At 59.9% G+C, this 14300-nt stretch carries 14 protein-coding genes; all 14 read right to left on the minus strand.

Annotation, left to right across the window (positions count from 1 at the left end; translation table 11 throughout):
- Nucleotides 1–1908 (minus strand): TAT-dependent nitrous-oxide reductase, encoded by a 1908-nt coding sequence (nosZ, locus tag SJY13_RS18520; RefSeq protein WP_085823108.1) that lies wholly within the window; start codon nucleotides 1906–1908, stop codon nucleotides 1–3.
- Nucleotides 1909–1923: 15 nt separating this feature from the next.
- Complete coding sequence (locus SJY13_RS18525) at nucleotides 1924–4047, minus strand: 4Fe-4S binding protein (RefSeq protein WP_377193712.1); 2124 nt, start codon at nucleotides 4045–4047, stop codon at nucleotides 1924–1926.
- Nucleotides 4048–4091: 44 nt separating this feature from the next.
- A complete protein-coding gene (locus SJY13_RS18530; RefSeq protein ID WP_377193004.1) occupies nucleotides 4092–4556 on the minus strand; it encodes a DUF2946 family protein in 465 nt (154 codons plus the stop codon).
- Nucleotides 4557–4645: 89 nt separating this feature from the next.
- Complete coding sequence (locus tag SJY13_RS18535) at nucleotides 4646–4909, minus strand: hypothetical protein (RefSeq protein ID WP_085823106.1); 264 nt, start codon at nucleotides 4907–4909, stop codon at nucleotides 4646–4648.
- Nucleotides 4866–6419, minus strand: a complete 1554-nt coding sequence (locus SJY13_RS18540; RefSeq protein ID WP_377193006.1) for a cytochrome D1 domain-containing protein — start codon at nucleotides 6417–6419, stop codon at nucleotides 4866–4868. Before SJY13_RS18540 ends, SJY13_RS18535 begins: the two co-directional genes overlap by 44 nt.
- Nucleotides 6394–7608 (minus strand): heme d1 biosynthesis radical SAM protein NirJ, encoded by a 1215-nt coding sequence (gene nirJ / locus SJY13_RS18545; protein WP_377193008.1) that lies wholly within the window; start codon nucleotides 7606–7608, stop codon nucleotides 6394–6396. The genes SJY13_RS18540 and nirJ overlap by 26 nt, the downstream gene beginning before the upstream one ends.
- Before the next feature lie 4 nt (nucleotides 7609–7612).
- Nucleotides 7613–8095 carry a siroheme decarboxylase subunit beta gene (gene ahbB, locus SJY13_RS18550; protein WP_377193010.1) on the minus strand — a complete coding sequence of 161 codons (483 nt, stop codon included), beginning with the start codon at nucleotides 8093–8095 and terminating at the stop codon, nucleotides 7613–7615.
- A complete protein-coding gene (locus tag SJY13_RS18555; protein ID WP_377193012.1) occupies nucleotides 8092–8541 on the minus strand; it encodes an Lrp/AsnC family transcriptional regulator in 450 nt (149 codons plus the stop codon). The genes ahbB (SJY13_RS18550) and SJY13_RS18555 overlap by 4 nt, the downstream gene beginning before the upstream one ends.
- Nucleotides 8538–9527, minus strand: coding sequence for a siroheme decarboxylase subunit beta (gene ahbB / locus SJY13_RS18560; protein WP_377193014.1), 990 nt, complete (start codon nucleotides 9525–9527; stop codon nucleotides 8538–8540). Before ahbB (SJY13_RS18560) ends, SJY13_RS18555 begins: the two co-directional genes overlap by 4 nt.
- Before the next feature lie 4 nt (nucleotides 9528–9531).
- Nucleotides 9532–10689, minus strand: a complete 1158-nt coding sequence (locus SJY13_RS18565) for a cytochrome D1 domain-containing protein (RefSeq protein ID WP_377193016.1) — start codon at nucleotides 10687–10689, stop codon at nucleotides 9532–9534.
- The gene (locus tag SJY13_RS18570) at nucleotides 10686–11060 is read right to left on the minus strand and encodes a c-type cytochrome (protein WP_377193018.1); all 375 of its coding nucleotides are present in this window, start codon (nucleotides 11058–11060) and stop codon (nucleotides 10686–10688) included. The genes SJY13_RS18565 and SJY13_RS18570 overlap by 4 nt, the downstream gene beginning before the upstream one ends.
- A complete protein-coding gene (gene cobA / locus SJY13_RS18575) occupies nucleotides 11053–11814 on the minus strand; it encodes a uroporphyrinogen-III C-methyltransferase (RefSeq protein WP_377193020.1) in 762 nt (253 codons plus the stop codon). Before cobA ends, SJY13_RS18570 begins: the two co-directional genes overlap by 8 nt.
- A 200-nt stretch (nucleotides 11815–12014) precedes the next feature.
- Nucleotides 12015–12416 carry a cupredoxin domain-containing protein gene (locus SJY13_RS18580; protein WP_377193022.1) on the minus strand — a complete coding sequence of 134 codons (402 nt, stop codon included), beginning with the start codon at nucleotides 12414–12416 and terminating at the stop codon, nucleotides 12015–12017.
- 56 nt (nucleotides 12417–12472) lie between these two features.
- Nucleotides 12473–14260, minus strand: a complete 1788-nt coding sequence (locus SJY13_RS18585) for a NapC/NirT family cytochrome c (RefSeq protein WP_377193024.1) — start codon at nucleotides 14258–14260, stop codon at nucleotides 12473–12475.
- Between the last annotated feature and the right edge of the window lie 40 nt (nucleotides 14261–14300).

Genomic DNA, 14300 nt, shown 5'->3' on the forward strand with positions numbered 1-14300 from the left:
TTACGCTCCCTGCGGCTCGACCAGCATCCGGCCGCGCATTTCCATGTGCAGCGCGTGGCAGAACCACTGGCAATAGAACCAGTGCACGCCCGGACGGTCGGCGGTGAAAGTGACCGAGGCGGTCGCCATCGGGGCCACTTCCATCGCGATGCCGTAGTTGCCCAGGCAGAAGCCGTGGGTCACGTCGTCCACGTCGTCCAGGTTGGTGATGTAGACCGTCACCTCGTCACCCTGTTTGACAGTGAACTTCTCAAGGCTGAAGGTCGGGGCCTGCGAGGTCATATAGACCCGCACCTTATTGCCGTCCCGGATGGGTTCCTCGGCACCGTCTTCCAGATCGATGCCATCAGCCTCGGCCTGTTTGCGGGCGTCTTCCCAGGTAACATCGTTGCGATCCCAGACGTTGACAGGATTGACGATGTCGCTGCGCACCATGATCGAGTCATGCGGCTCGGCAAAGGTCGGGCCGTCGTGGACCACCTTCATCTCGTTGGACGAGATGTCGATCAGCTGTTCGTTTTCCGGTTTCAGTGGACCAGTGTTCAGGAACCGGTCTTTCGAGAACTTGTTCATCGAAATCAGCCACTTACCGTCGGCCTCTTTGGTTTCACCCATAGTGGTCGAATTGTGACCCGGCTGGTAATGCACATCGACCTTCGAGATGATCGGGTCCACATCGGCACCGCCGTAAGCCTCAATCGCCTTGTCGATGTTCCACTTCACGATCTGGCTGTCCAGGAACAGCGTGGTGAACGCGTTGCCCTGACCGTCATAAGCGGTGTGAAGCGGGCCAAGACCCAGCTGCGGCTCACCCACGATGCAGGATCGCGGATCAGCGTCGCCGTCGAACAGCGCGTCCAGCTTGGTGACGTCCATGATCGACACGGTCGGCGACAGCTTGCCGTTGATACAGACATGCTTGCCGTCAGGCGCGGTGTTGATGCCGTGCGGAGAATTCGGGATCGGGATATAGCGGGTGTACTTCTTGTTCTGCCCTTTGCGTCCGTCGAGAACCTTGACGCCTTTCAGCTCTTGGTAATCACCGGCTTCGATACCTGCTTCGATTTCTGCGAGGTTGAAGACAACGACATGGTCCAGCTCGTTCTCGGTCATCTCGGCCAGGTTCATACCCATTTCCGAGTTGTACGAGGTCGAATAGGCGTATTTGCCCTGATAGTCGCAGTCGGTGTTGTCGAGGTTGCCCGACACGATCACCTGCCATGCGACCTCCATGGTGTCGCCGTCCAGCGCGGTGAAGATGTTCACGTATTGCGACGGATCGTCCAGCACGGTGCCATCATTGACCAGCGGAGTTTCATCCTCGCCATTCGCAAAGACATAGCCGGTGCGCGGGAATTTCTGCGGGCGCAGGCCGTGGATCGCCTTGGCGTTGGGGATCTCGGTGATCTTGTCGCATTTCATCACATCGCAACGCACGCGGGCGACACGGGTGTTGGCCTTGTCGTTCATGAACAGGTAACGGCCATCGTAGGTGCCGTCGGTGAACGACATATGCGGGTGGTGCAGATCGCCATTGTCATAGGTTTTCATGCCACGCTTGGCGAGAAACTCTTTGGTTTCCGGCAGCAGGCCGTCGGTCATGATTTTCAGCGATTCATTGGTCTGGCCCCAGCCGGTGGCTGAGCAGCGGTTGAACACCGGCACCCGCATCAGTTCGCGCATGGACGGAAAGCCGAGAATGCGCAATTCGCCGGTCTGTCCCGAGGACCAGAAGCCGTAGTATTCGTCCAGCTCGCCGGGTTCCAGATTGGCATTGGCCGCAGCGCTGGCCTGTTTCGCGGTCATCAGGGTTGACCCCAGACCGGTTCCGGCCAGCACGGCACCGGTGGCGGTCGCCCCCAGCATCCCGCGGCGGGTGATGTTCAGTTTGTTGTCATGTTCCGACATGATCGTTCCTCCTTTTTAGGAAACGGATTGCGGTTTGGCGTTTGGATGGTTCGCCGGTGGTTGTCCGAGTGGGGTCTTGAGGTCGACCGACCCTGTCTTGGCCCGCCGTTTCAGTTGGCGGATAACGACGGGACATTTGTCCTCGGACTGGTAGAGCACCTGACAATGCAGGCAGGTGACGCACTCATTCGGGTTGATCTCACCGGTGGGGTGGATCGCCTGAACGGGGCATTCATTGGCGCAGGTCTGGCAAGGCGTGCCGCAATCCTTGTAGCGGCGCAGCCAGTCGAACATTCGGACGCGGGCAGGGATCGCCAATGCGCCGCCCAGCGGGCAGAGATAGCGGCAATAGAACCGCTCAACGAACAGCCCGATCCCCAGCAGAAGCAACGCAAAGACCACAAAGGGCCAATCGCGCATGAATTTCAGGATGATCGCGGTCTTGAACGGCTCGATCTCGGCGTATTTTTCAGCCAGCGGGATCGACACAAAGCTGAGACCGAAGAGGCCCAGAAAGATCATGTACTTCGCGGGCCAGAGACGTTCGTTCAGCCCCCAGGGCAGGGTCCATTGCGGCACTTTGAATGCGCGTGCAATTTTGTTGGTCAGCTCTTGCAAGGCCCCAAACGGGCACAGCCAGCCGCAATAGGCCCCACGTCCCCAGAACAGCAGCGCGGCGGCGACAGCGAACCATTGGATAAAGACTAGCGGATCCAGCAGGAAGGCATCCCAAGAGAACCCGCTGCGCAGGCTGCCCGCCAGCGCCATCAGGTTCACCACGCTCAGCTGTGCATTGGCGTACCAGCCGATGAAGAACAGCGTCATGGTCAGGTATCCGATGCGGAACCAATAGAAGACCCGCGCGTTCATCGTGGCGTGGAACTGGAAGAAAAACGTCGCGGTCAGCACCAGCAGCATGATGCCAAGGACGCCAATTTCGACCGTGCGATCCTTCCAGATACGTTGCCACAGGGCGGCCTTGGCCGCAGCCTCGCTGGTGGCATCATCGACGATGGCAGGGGCAGCTACTGGCAGCAGGTAGCGTTCGGGCAGTTTGTAGCCCAGATCGAAGGTCAAAAACGTTTTCTCAACCGCGCCGACGGCCCGTTGCACCAGCAGTTGCAGGCGGAATGGTTCGGCGGGATCGAACTCAGCCTCGGCGGGGATTTTGAAGATATCCAACTCGGTGAAACTGGGCGCGTCGGCGGCTGCAACCCTGCCCAGGCGTTCTTGCTGCTTGTCGAAGAAGCGCACCGAATTGTCGCCCTGGATCAGCTGAATGCGGTCGAAAATTCCACCACGCACATAGCCCGAGCCCTTAAAGCTATAGGCCCCGCGCCCCAGCACCAGAATGGCCTGTTCTCCCTCATCCAGCCATTCGGTCAGGTTCTTGTATTCGGCCTCACCCAACAGGGATTTTCCGATTGCCGGAACCGAGACCAACGCCAGATGCATGTCGATGAACGTGTCATCCGGCTCTCCGGGTTCGGGGCGTTTGATGGCGCGTTGGTCGCCGGTGGCCGCAAAGGCTGTATTAACCTGTCCGACATCCAGTGTCAGACGCCGGATCGACCCGTCCCCGGACAGGGTAGTCCAGTCATAGGTTGCATCCTGCGCCATATCGATTTCGCGTTTGGGCCCGTCGGCCTGCAACGGCGACAGGCCCCCCAGACCCAGTGCGCGGGCCACTTTTATGCCGCCGCGCACAAGGCTGTCGTCAATCACCATGATGGTCACCGTCGCGCCGGATATGATGTCGAGGTCATGACCCTCGCCCCCGGTTTCGGCTTCGACCTTCAGGTCAAGCCCGGCATAGCCTTCGGTCAGCTCAACCATGCGCGAATTGGGGATGCCGATCAGAACGATGGGTTCCGAATGTTTGACCAGTTGTACCCCGGTCAGCACCGCATCGCTGTCGATGGCTGCAACCACGTGGATGGGCTTGCCGGAATAGCCGGTGGTGCCCACAAAGTCAGAGGTCAGAAAGGCCCAGGCCACCGTCTCGCCGCCCTTAAGAACCGGCGCAACGGGCACGTCCTCACGCACAGGGCCAAAGGCATCAGCACCGGGGGCCAGGTCAGTGGGTTCGATCTCGGGCAGGAAGCTGGCGAAGCTGTCGGCATGGGCGCTAATCGCCATCAGGCAGGACAGAACAAAGGCCAGCAGGAAATGGGTTGCGCGACTTACGACCACGACACACCTCCGGGTATTTGGGTGGGTGCCATGGACGCGTGCAGGGCGCGTTCGGTTTTTTCGTGGGCCGCGACCGGGGGGCCACGTGTTTCGGGCCATAACCGTTCGGACCTGTATGATGTGACCCGCTCACAAATCCGGCTTTGCAGGAACTCGGCGAAACCTGTCTGTGTCAAAACGGGCTGGTCGGGCAAGGACGCGGTGGCTGTGATAGCACACAGCGCACAGTCGGCACATTTCGGACAGGGCGCGGTCGGATCGTCGGTTGGCTCTTCCAAGTCGACCTCAACCCAAACCGCCCCTGCCTCCGAGCAGATCTCAATCCACATGCTTTGCCCGGGACTCGCCAGCGCCGGGCCAAGCAGTTGCAAAAGCAACAGGAAAATGCCCGCACAAGCACACACAGCGCGCATGGCGCAGACAGGGACGGTGTGCAGAGGGTTAGCGGCAGGCATGGAGAATCCAACTCGGCAAGCTTTCCTGAGTCCTATGGGATTCGCCGGTTCTGATACTTGACTTAGGTCAGGTACGCCGAAAAAGGGTGTCAGCTGTCGGCCTCATCCATCAATCCGCGCACCCAACGCGCCACCGGCCATACGGCAGGAATGCCCAGAGGAACTGACCACAGGATTGCGGTGACAGGCGCGATCACCGCAAACCCCAAGCCATGTGCAAGCAGACCCACCAGAAACAGGTTGATCGCAACCGCCAGCATTGTGGCGGGATACAGAAGAATGGCCAGCTTCCACACCGGCCATTTGTCCTCAGTGGCTGGTGCCTTCTGAGAAGGTGATCTTGTTCCAGACATTGTATTTTCCAGACGGTTTGCGCATTGGCAGGCGGCGGACCTCTTCCAGCGTTTGCGCGTCATAAACAATCACCGCACCGTCATCTTCCCAGATCGAAACCAGCGCGTGGCGACCGTCTTTGGTGAATTCCACATGGGCCACGGTTTTGCCCGGTGCAGGGCGCAACGTTTTGACGATCTCAAGGCTTTGCTTGTCGATCACGTGCATAGCGTCCTTGTTGGGCCCAAAGAACACATCGGCCCAGACATAGGGCGAGTTTTCATGGCTGCGCATAAAGAAACCGGGCCCTTCGGTCTTGATCCGTTTCACGGTTTCCCAAGTTGCCATGTCGATCACCGATACAGTGCCATCTGTCAGATGTGGCGTGGCCATGACGGTGGTATCCCCATGCCGCCATGTGATGCCCGAGCCCAGATGCGGCATGCCCGGCAAGTCCAGATCAGCCACTTTCTGACCGATCACCAAATCGATCACCTGACCGCCATTTCCGTCTCGGGAAGCGCCCATCACATATTCATAACTCTGGTCGAAAAAGAAATCGTCCAGATAGTCGGGCGTGGTGATCTTGCGCACCGGAAAGGGATCAGGGTTCTTGAACTGCCCTTCGATGCGGAAATCATGCCCCAACCCGGATTGAGGTGGGTTGTCGCCGTAAAAGACCTCCCAAATCTCGGGGACGTCTTTCAGGGCCAACACAAAACTTTCGCGCGGCGGGGCCTGGTAGACGGCTGAAACACGGCTGGGGTTGCCCTTTTTGCCTTTGACATCAATGACCTTGGCCACCGATAGATCATCTGTCGACAGCAGGGTCAGACTGTTAGGCAGGTAGTTCGCCACGGCCACCCATTTTCCGTCGCCCGACATGGCGATGTTGCGGCTGTTAACGCCTGCGCGGATGCGGCCGACCTGTTGCAGCGCCCAGATGTCATATTTCTGCACCCAGCCATCGCGCGACATGATGAATACAAAGCGCCCGTCCGGGCTGAACTTTGGCCCGCCATGGACGGCAAAAGGTGTCTCGAACCGGTCCAGAACCTCGAATGTGTCGCCATCCAGAACGCTGACATGGTGATCCCCGGTTTCAACGACCAGTGTAATGTTCATCGGGTCGCTGCCCCAAACGGGCGCGTCGACCGGGTTGTAATCCTCATCCAGAGTGAGGCTGGCCATGATCTCGGCCTCACCCCATTTGGGGTTGATTTCGAGCGGCGATTTCAGCCAGCCCGCCAGTTCCTCGATTTGCAACGCGTCGAGCTCGTGCGAGAAGGCGGGCATCTGCGTGGCCGTGCGCCCTTCGGCAATGACCAACGCCACGCGGGGGCCGCGCATGCGTTTCAACGTTTCGGGGATCAGCGCTGGGCCAACGCCGCCCAGACGGGTCTCGCCATGGCACGAGGCGCAGTGATTTGCATAGTCCGATGGGGCATCCGCCCATGCGGTTCCGGTCAGCAACAGGGAGCAAAGCGTGCCGATTTTCAGAGTGCTAAAAGAACTGATGTGCCGGATCATGACGTTTCCCCCGGAACGGTGTGACCTGCAGGCGCTCGCCTGCGCCATTCACGCCGATTTCTTGATTGGTTAGATAGCAGGCCGGATCTTCGGCCCAAGGATCCCCGGTTACCTGCAGCGCCCGAATCCGGGTATTACCGCCGCACACGTCCTTCAGCTGACAGGCCCCGCAACGCCCTTTCAACGGGCGAGGACGGGTGCGCAGCATCGCCAGCATCGGGTCATCACCGGTCCAAAGCTCGGAGAACGGTTTGGTCTTCACATTCCCGACCGTGTAGTCGGACCAGTAGGTGTCCGGATGCACCCGGCCCAGATTGTCTATATTGGCCACGCCCAGCCCGCTGGAATTGCCGCCCCACCTGGCAAGATGTTGGCGCACATGGGCGGCTTTTTCCGCGCCAAAATTCGCATACACCCAGTTCAGGAAATACCCGGCATCGGCGTCGTTGTTGCCGGTGACGATATCCAGCGGACGCCCGCCCGAGGCGGCCTCCCACGCGCGCTCCAGTAGCAGGTCCAGCCCGTTGCGGGTACGCAGATGTTCAGCATCTTCGCCCCGGTTCTTGTCACCGCGCCCGGCATAGACCAGATGCGACAGGTAGAATTTGTCGACCCCTTCATCATCACACAGTTGCAACAGGTCGGGCAGGTGGTGCTGGGTGCCTTCGGTCAGGCAAAAGCGCAGGCCAACTTTGATGCCGCGTTTCTTGCATTCGCGCACACCGCGCAGGGCGTCGGCAAAGGCGCCTTCGACCCCGCGGAACCAGTCATTGGTGGCCCCAATCCCGTCCAACGAGATGCCCACATAGTTGAACCCCACCTCAGCGATCATGTCGGCGGTTTCGTCATAAATCCGCGTGCCGTTGGTCGACAGCGCCAGCATCGGCACCAGATCGCGCGCACGTTTGGCGATGTCGAAGAAATCGAACCGGTCCAGCGGCTCCCCACCCGAGAGGATCAGGGCCGGGACGCGAAATTGGCCCAGATCCTCAAGGGTTACCATGGCTTGCTCGTGACTGAGCTCACCCGGGAAGGCCACATCCGCCGAGACAGTGTAGCAATGGCGGCACTTCAGGTTGCAGCGCCGCGTAAGGTTCCAGATCACTACCGGTTTCACAGGTCCTGGGCGGCGTTTGCGCGCCGGGGTCGGAGTGACCAGCTGATGCATGTATTCAGTCAGGCGGAACATGGTCTCAGCCCTTTGCTTTCAGGCGCAGTCCGGTCTTTTTCAGGATGCGGGTTGAGTACAGGATGTCTTTAGCCCGGCAGGCCTCGCCCAGAATGGCGCTGATCTCGGCGCGTTTTTCTTCGACCTCGGCACGGTCAGAACCGTGGACCATGGCAAACAGGTTAAAGGGCCAGTGGGGCAGGGCGCGGGGGCGTTCATAACAATGGGTGACAAAGGGCAATGCGCCGATCTGTGCGCCCAGTTCTGCGACCTGGTCGTCATCCACATCCCAGACGGTCATCCCGTTCGAAGTCATGCCCAATTTGTAGTGGTTGGGTGCAGCGGCGATGCGGCGGATCACACCGCGCGATTTCATCTTGGCCAGGCGGACCAAAAGGGCATCTTCATTCATACCCAACGTCTCGGCCACCTGCGCGTAAGGGGCTGGTACAAGAGGCAACCCGCCTTGCAGAACCTCGATGATCTGTCTGTCTTGCGCGTCGATCATGCCGCCACCCGGAAGCCAATGAAAAATTCCTGAAGTTTGGGAAACTGCAGGACCTCGATCCCGGTTTCCCGCTCGATTGCATCAGCGGTGATTGCGATCCCCTGAGGCGTTTCTGTCGCCATTACGAACCACATGTTCAGCCGGTGCGTGCGTTCATAATTATGCGCCACCTCCGGGTGTGCATTGACTTTGGTCAGGACGGTTTCGAATTTATCTGCAGGTACAGCCATTGCACACAGGCAGAACGCACCGCCCATGGCCGCTGCGTCGAAAAATGGGCCGAACCGAGTGATCACGCGATCGTTTTGCAGACGCCCGAGACGGCTGAGCAATTCGGCTTCGGGAATGCCCAGATCATCGGCGATGTCGGCAAAGGGATGAGTGGTCAGGGGCAGGTCGTCCTGCATCCTGTTCAGGATTGCGCGGTCAGTTGTATCCAGCATCATGCGGCGGCCTCTTTGGGTTGGATCAGCGCGCCCGTCTGTTTGAAACAGCGGGTCGAGAACAGAACTTTGTGCTGTGCGCCACGCAGTTCCGGCAGTGCGACCGCGCCTGACAGAACCTCTAGGGCTTCGCCGCGCGATCGGGCGTGGATCATGGAATACAGACGGTAGGGCCAGACGCTTTCGACCGGGTTCCGCTCGTAACACAGCGTCACGCCGGGAAGGGCCGCAAGGGCGGGCCCGGCGGTGTCGACCTGCGCGGCGGGCATATCCCAGACCACCATCGCATTGGCAGACCAGCCAAGCGCCCTATGGCGCACGATGACGCCAAGACGCGAGATGATACCTGCGGCGTGCAGCGCTTCAATCCGCAACATGACCTGATCCTCGTCGCGGTTCAGCGTTCGGGCCAGTGCGGCATAAGGATCAGCGACCAGAGGCAGGCCAGTACTGAGCGCCTGCAACAAAACGCGGTCGCCCGGTTGCATGGCGGTGCAATCCACCTTGCGCGGGCCTGGAACATGGCGCGCCGCACCCGACATCCGGAAACCCAGGTCAACATTGAAGGGTCGCACCAAACGCAAATCCAGAACTTGCAGCCCGGTGCGATGCGCAATGCGAGCCAATGTGTCGTTTACATGCGCGCGGTCGGGGCCGGTGGCCACGAACCAGAGGTTCCAGGAGTCCTCGCGTTGATAGTTGTGGTTCACACCCGGTTCTGCATCGATCAGCGCGGCGATCTCCTCCAGCCGCTCATCCGGTGCGGCAACTGCGGCCAGGGTACTGGCTGATACCGCGCCGGGCGCAATAGTGGCCCCGACCCGCGTGATCCGCCCGGTCTTGCGCATCCGGGCAAGCCGACCCAGCACCCCGGCCTCGTCCAGCCCAAGCGCATCGGCCAACACTTGAAAAGGGCGCCGCGTTATGGGGAAGTCACGCTGAAACTCATCCAGCAGGCGGCGGTCGGTTGGGTCGGTGATATGGTCCATCGCCTTACAGCCCCGTTCTGTGCGCGCGGGCGGTAAAGAATATGCCCGAGGGGCTGTCTGCCTCGATCTCGCGCAGTTTTTCGAAGGTCTGCGTGTCGTAGATCATGACCTTGCCCGCATCGCGCACGCTGATCCAAACCTCATGCCCGCGCGGCGTAAATTCCATATGCAGCACGGCGGGGCCGGGTTTGAACTCGTGGATGATCTCTTTGCTGACACTGTCGATGACCTGGATCGTGTCGTTCAGGGGGTGGGCGAAGTTCACCCAGACCTGCCGACCGTCCGGGCGAGCCATCGCAAAGACCGGCTGGCCATGGGTCTGTGTGCGCCCGGTCTCAGACAAGGAATCCGCGTCGATCCAAAGAACCTGGGGGTGACCGACGGCGGGCAAGACAAACTCGCGCCCGGTCAGCGCCCAGCCTTCCAGATGGGGCATCTTGTAGACCGGCATCTCCTGCTGGCCCCGGCCATAGTCGGGCAGCACGCGGATAGGTTCGGGCGTATCGGACCACAGATCCAGCGCGGTCAGTCCGTCCTCGCCGAACAGGCCGGTGATATAGGTGCGGCCATTGGCCGTGATCAGCGCGTCATAAGGGTTTTTGCCCATGTCGGGGATCTTGGTGATCTGCGGCGTACTATCGGTGAAATCAGCAATCCAGGTCTCACCCGTGTCCCACATGGTGAACACGAACCGGCGACCCGGCGCATCGACCAGACCGATGGTCTTGCTGCCGGTAGGGATGTCCGCGACCATCTTCAGCGTGTCGGCGTCAAAGACGCGGACGCCGCCCGGCTCATAGTTTGATACGGCCACCAGTTGACCATCATCCGAGATCGCGCCGCCGATAGCGTTACCCGCCTGCACAACGCGGTTCACGATCTGGCGGGTGACGATATCAACCTTGGTCAGACCGCCATCGCGACCGAACACATAGGCAAAACGCTGATCGGGCGAGTAAACCAACGAGGCGTGGGACAGATCGCCCAACCCCTCGATCCGGGCAAGCGCGGCCCGCTCGGATTGGTCAACCAGCAGGACCGAGCCACTGGCGCGTTCAATCACAAGTCCCAGATCTCCGGTCGCGGTTGGTTCGGCGTTTGATTCAATGGGGGCCGTTGTCATCATCAGGGTGGCTGCAAGGCCAAGGATAAGCTGTTTCATTGTGCCTCCGGTTGCAGAAGGTAGCGGGCGATCCATTCAGCCTCTTCTTCGCTGATCAGGGGACGCCAGGGAGGCATCGCCGTATCGGGGATGCCGTCGAGAATGACACCCGTCAGGATCTCAGGGTTGTAATGTTGCAATGTGTCGAATCGCAGATCCGGGCCAAGACCGCCTTTCAGGGACAATCCGTGGCACGATCCACAGTCCTGATGCACAAGCCGCTTGAGGGCATTGGGGTCGATAACATCGGCAGCCAGGGCCGAAGTGGCGACCAGTACAGCTGTGGTCAGAACAGCACGCGCCGCCCAACCCGAACGCTCTGTCGTCCGGACAGACAGGGGCGTGCGTTCTTGTTGACCAAGCCTAGCCATGTGCCTGTTCCTGCAACTCGGCCACGGGCTTTTCGGCATACAAGGAAACAACTTTGCCAATGATAAACAGCGTCGGCGCTTGCAGTTTGGCTGCACGCACATCAGTCGCCAGCCGATCCAGCCGCGAAACAAGGCGGCGTTCATTCGGAGTTGTGGCTTTGCCTACCGCCAGAACGGGGGTTGATCCGGGCAGGTTTTCGGTCATCAGACCCATGGCGATCTGGCCGATATTGGCAACGCCCATATAGACCACCAGGGTCGAATCCGGATCCGCCAGACGTTTCCAATCTAGATCCAGAACCTTGTCCGCCTGCCGGTGCCCGGTGACATATTGAACCGAAGTCGCCAGTCCGCGATGGGTTAGAGGCACACCGGTGGAACATGACGCACCTTGTCCAGCGGTGATGCCCGGCGCGTATTCGACCGGAACGCCACGGGCCATCAGATAGGCGGCCTCTTCCGAGCCGCGGCCAAAGATCATCGGGTCGCCACCTTTAAGACGGGCCACGATGTGTCCGGCGCGGGCTTCTTCCAGCAGGATGTCATTGATACGATCCTGTGGAACGGTGTGACATTTAGGGGCTTTGCCCACGGGGATCAGCCGTGCGTTTTCGGTATGCATGGCCAGAATCTCGTCCGAAACCAGGCGGTCATAGACCACGACATCGGCCTCTTGCAGCATGCGCAGGGCGCGCAGGGTCATCAATTCGGGATCGCCCGGGCCAGCGCCAATCAGAAAAACCTTACCGCTCATGTGCAAACTCGCTTGTTCTGAATGTCTTCGGAACCCGGGTTTCCTGTGCGAAACCGGCGCAGTGGCGGGACGTTGCTGGGGAAGCCGGGCGTGTCATGGGGGCAGGTTGACGGAATATCCGTGCTGCTTCCTTGACTAAAGTTAAGGAGCGCGGGTTTAGCGCCTGCGCTCCTCAGCCTTGCCTGTCTTTCTGCCTCGGCTCAGGGTTCGACGATAATCATGCCGATCATGTTTTGGGTTTCCCAATGGGGGCCGCACAGATAGTCCTGCGGTCCGGGTGTAAGGAAGGTCATATCAACCGTTTCTTCCGGAAACAGCCGGTCGCTTTCGGGGACGCTGCCATCTTTCAGCAGCACCGAATGGCTGGTGCGTTTGTCCACGTTGACCCAGCGCACGGTGGTGCCTGCCTTGACCGTCAGCTCAGCCGGGCAAAAGGTGTATTTGTACATCAGCACCACTTCGGCGTCCTCAATGGCCGCAGATGGCTGGCCGAATATCTCAACATACCGATCTTCAGCCTCGGCGCAGGTGTCGGCGGTTTCATCGGCCCATGCAGGCGCGGCCAGAAGCAGGAGCGCAGGTAAAACGTACAGGGGTTTCATGGTCGATGTTTCCTTTCCATCAAAGGGAATGGGGCCGGATTGCCCGGCCCCTCAGGTCACTGTTTCACCACGTTAATAAACGCGCTGTCGTCATCCAAAGCGAGGCTTGTATCCAGCGTCACATGGTGGAACCGGGCAGCTGCAAAGTCGTCGTGGATGGCAAAACCAACCGTATAGGTCTGGCCGGGTTCAAGCGGCACATCCCCTGGCGCGCCAGAGTTCAGAGGACGGGCAAAAACCACGGTCCACATCCCACCGGACAGGTTGGCCGAGGCGGCGATTTCACCGTCATTGACCACACGCTGTTCCAGCAGATACCCGTTGCTGGCGCTGCCATCGGAATAAACGCGCATCAGGTCCAGATAGGTGCCGTCGGCCAGGTATTGCTCGATCTGCGCTTCGGCCTGCAGCTTGTCCCAACCGCCCAGAGCCTTGCCACGACGCCCTTTGGTTTCAACCTCGGTGCGGCTTTCGCTGATGTATTTGGTCACCGTGTCCTGCGCGGTCATACGACCAGCGATATCTCCTGTGGCAGCAATCACATCCGCTTCGGGCGCGAAGGGCATAAAGGTGTTGTCCGCGTGGCACGAAGCCCAGCAGCCCACCTGATCGCCCATCTCGATACCGGTGCCGGTGATCATCATGGCAACCTTGATCTGGTTGTCCGGATCCATTTTGCCGCCATCGACAAAGGGTGCAGGGTTGTGGCCTGTATCCGGCCATTGCAGACGGACATACAGGTTTTGATCATCATGCGCCGCCTGAATGGTTGCGTCGATCACCCCGCGCTTGCCGGGGATCGGGGTCGGTTCCAGATCACCGCCCGCCACGATCTTGTTGCCAATGGTGTCCAGTTCCTTGGCGTGACAGGTCGAACATTGATCGCCCCCTTTGGTCAGCGGACGGGCACCACCGTGGAACTTGCCGTTCTGCACCCACTCAAACGAAGCCTGGCCGGGGTAGAACAGTTTCAGATCCGCACTCGCCACAGCGTTCCAGTCGATGTCGCCACCGACGTCACTGCCACCACCACTTGCAGGGGCGGCCGCGGCATCTCCGCTGGCGTTGGCGCGTTCTTCGGCGACGGCTGCGTCAACCGCGGCGGCGATTTGGGCCTGAACGGCCTCTTGCTGGGCCGCTTTGGCGGTTTTTTCAGCCTCAGCCTCAGCCGCTTCCTTGGCTTCGATGCGGGCAAGGCTGGTCAGGTATTCCTGCGGGATTGCGCGGATGAAATCGGGGTTCGGCGCTTCGAGCTTTTCCAGATATTCCTCATCGGCGCGGTCACGAGCGTCCGAATGTGCAATCCCCTTGTGACAGTCGATACAGGTCTGTCCAACCTCCATCGCGTTCAGGTGCTGCTGTCGGGCACGGGGTTTCTGGAACTCTGGCATCATCGATTCAAAATCGTGGCAATTCCGACATTCGCGTGAATCGGTGGATTTCATTCGCTCCCATTCGTTCATCGCCAAATGCACACGCTTGGCTTCGAACTTTTCGCGGGTGTTGATGGTGCCGACCATCTTTCCATACAGCTCTTTGGACGCCTTGATCTTGCGGATCATCTTGTGGGTCCAGTCCTTGGGAACGTGACAGTCGGAACAGACCGCGCCCACGCCAGACCGGTTCACGTCGTGGATCGTGCCGGTGTATTCCTCGTAAACGAAATCGCGCATCTCGTGGCATGAGATACAGAAATCCTTGGTGTTGGTGGCTTCCATGGCGGTGTTGAACCCGCCCCAGAAGATGATGCCGGCAGCAAAGGCCACGGCGATACCGGCCACGGGCATTCCCCACAGGAAATACCGGCGCCAGATTGGTTTTTTCTTTTCCGGTTCCGAGGTCATATCCGGGCTCCGTTTTGACTGTATTGACTGGCCCGGTCTG

The organism is Ruegeria meonggei (assembly GCF_042768335.1).
In the GTDB taxonomy this organism is placed as follows: Bacteria; Pseudomonadota; Alphaproteobacteria; order Rhodobacterales; family Rhodobacteraceae; genus Ruegeria; species Ruegeria meonggei.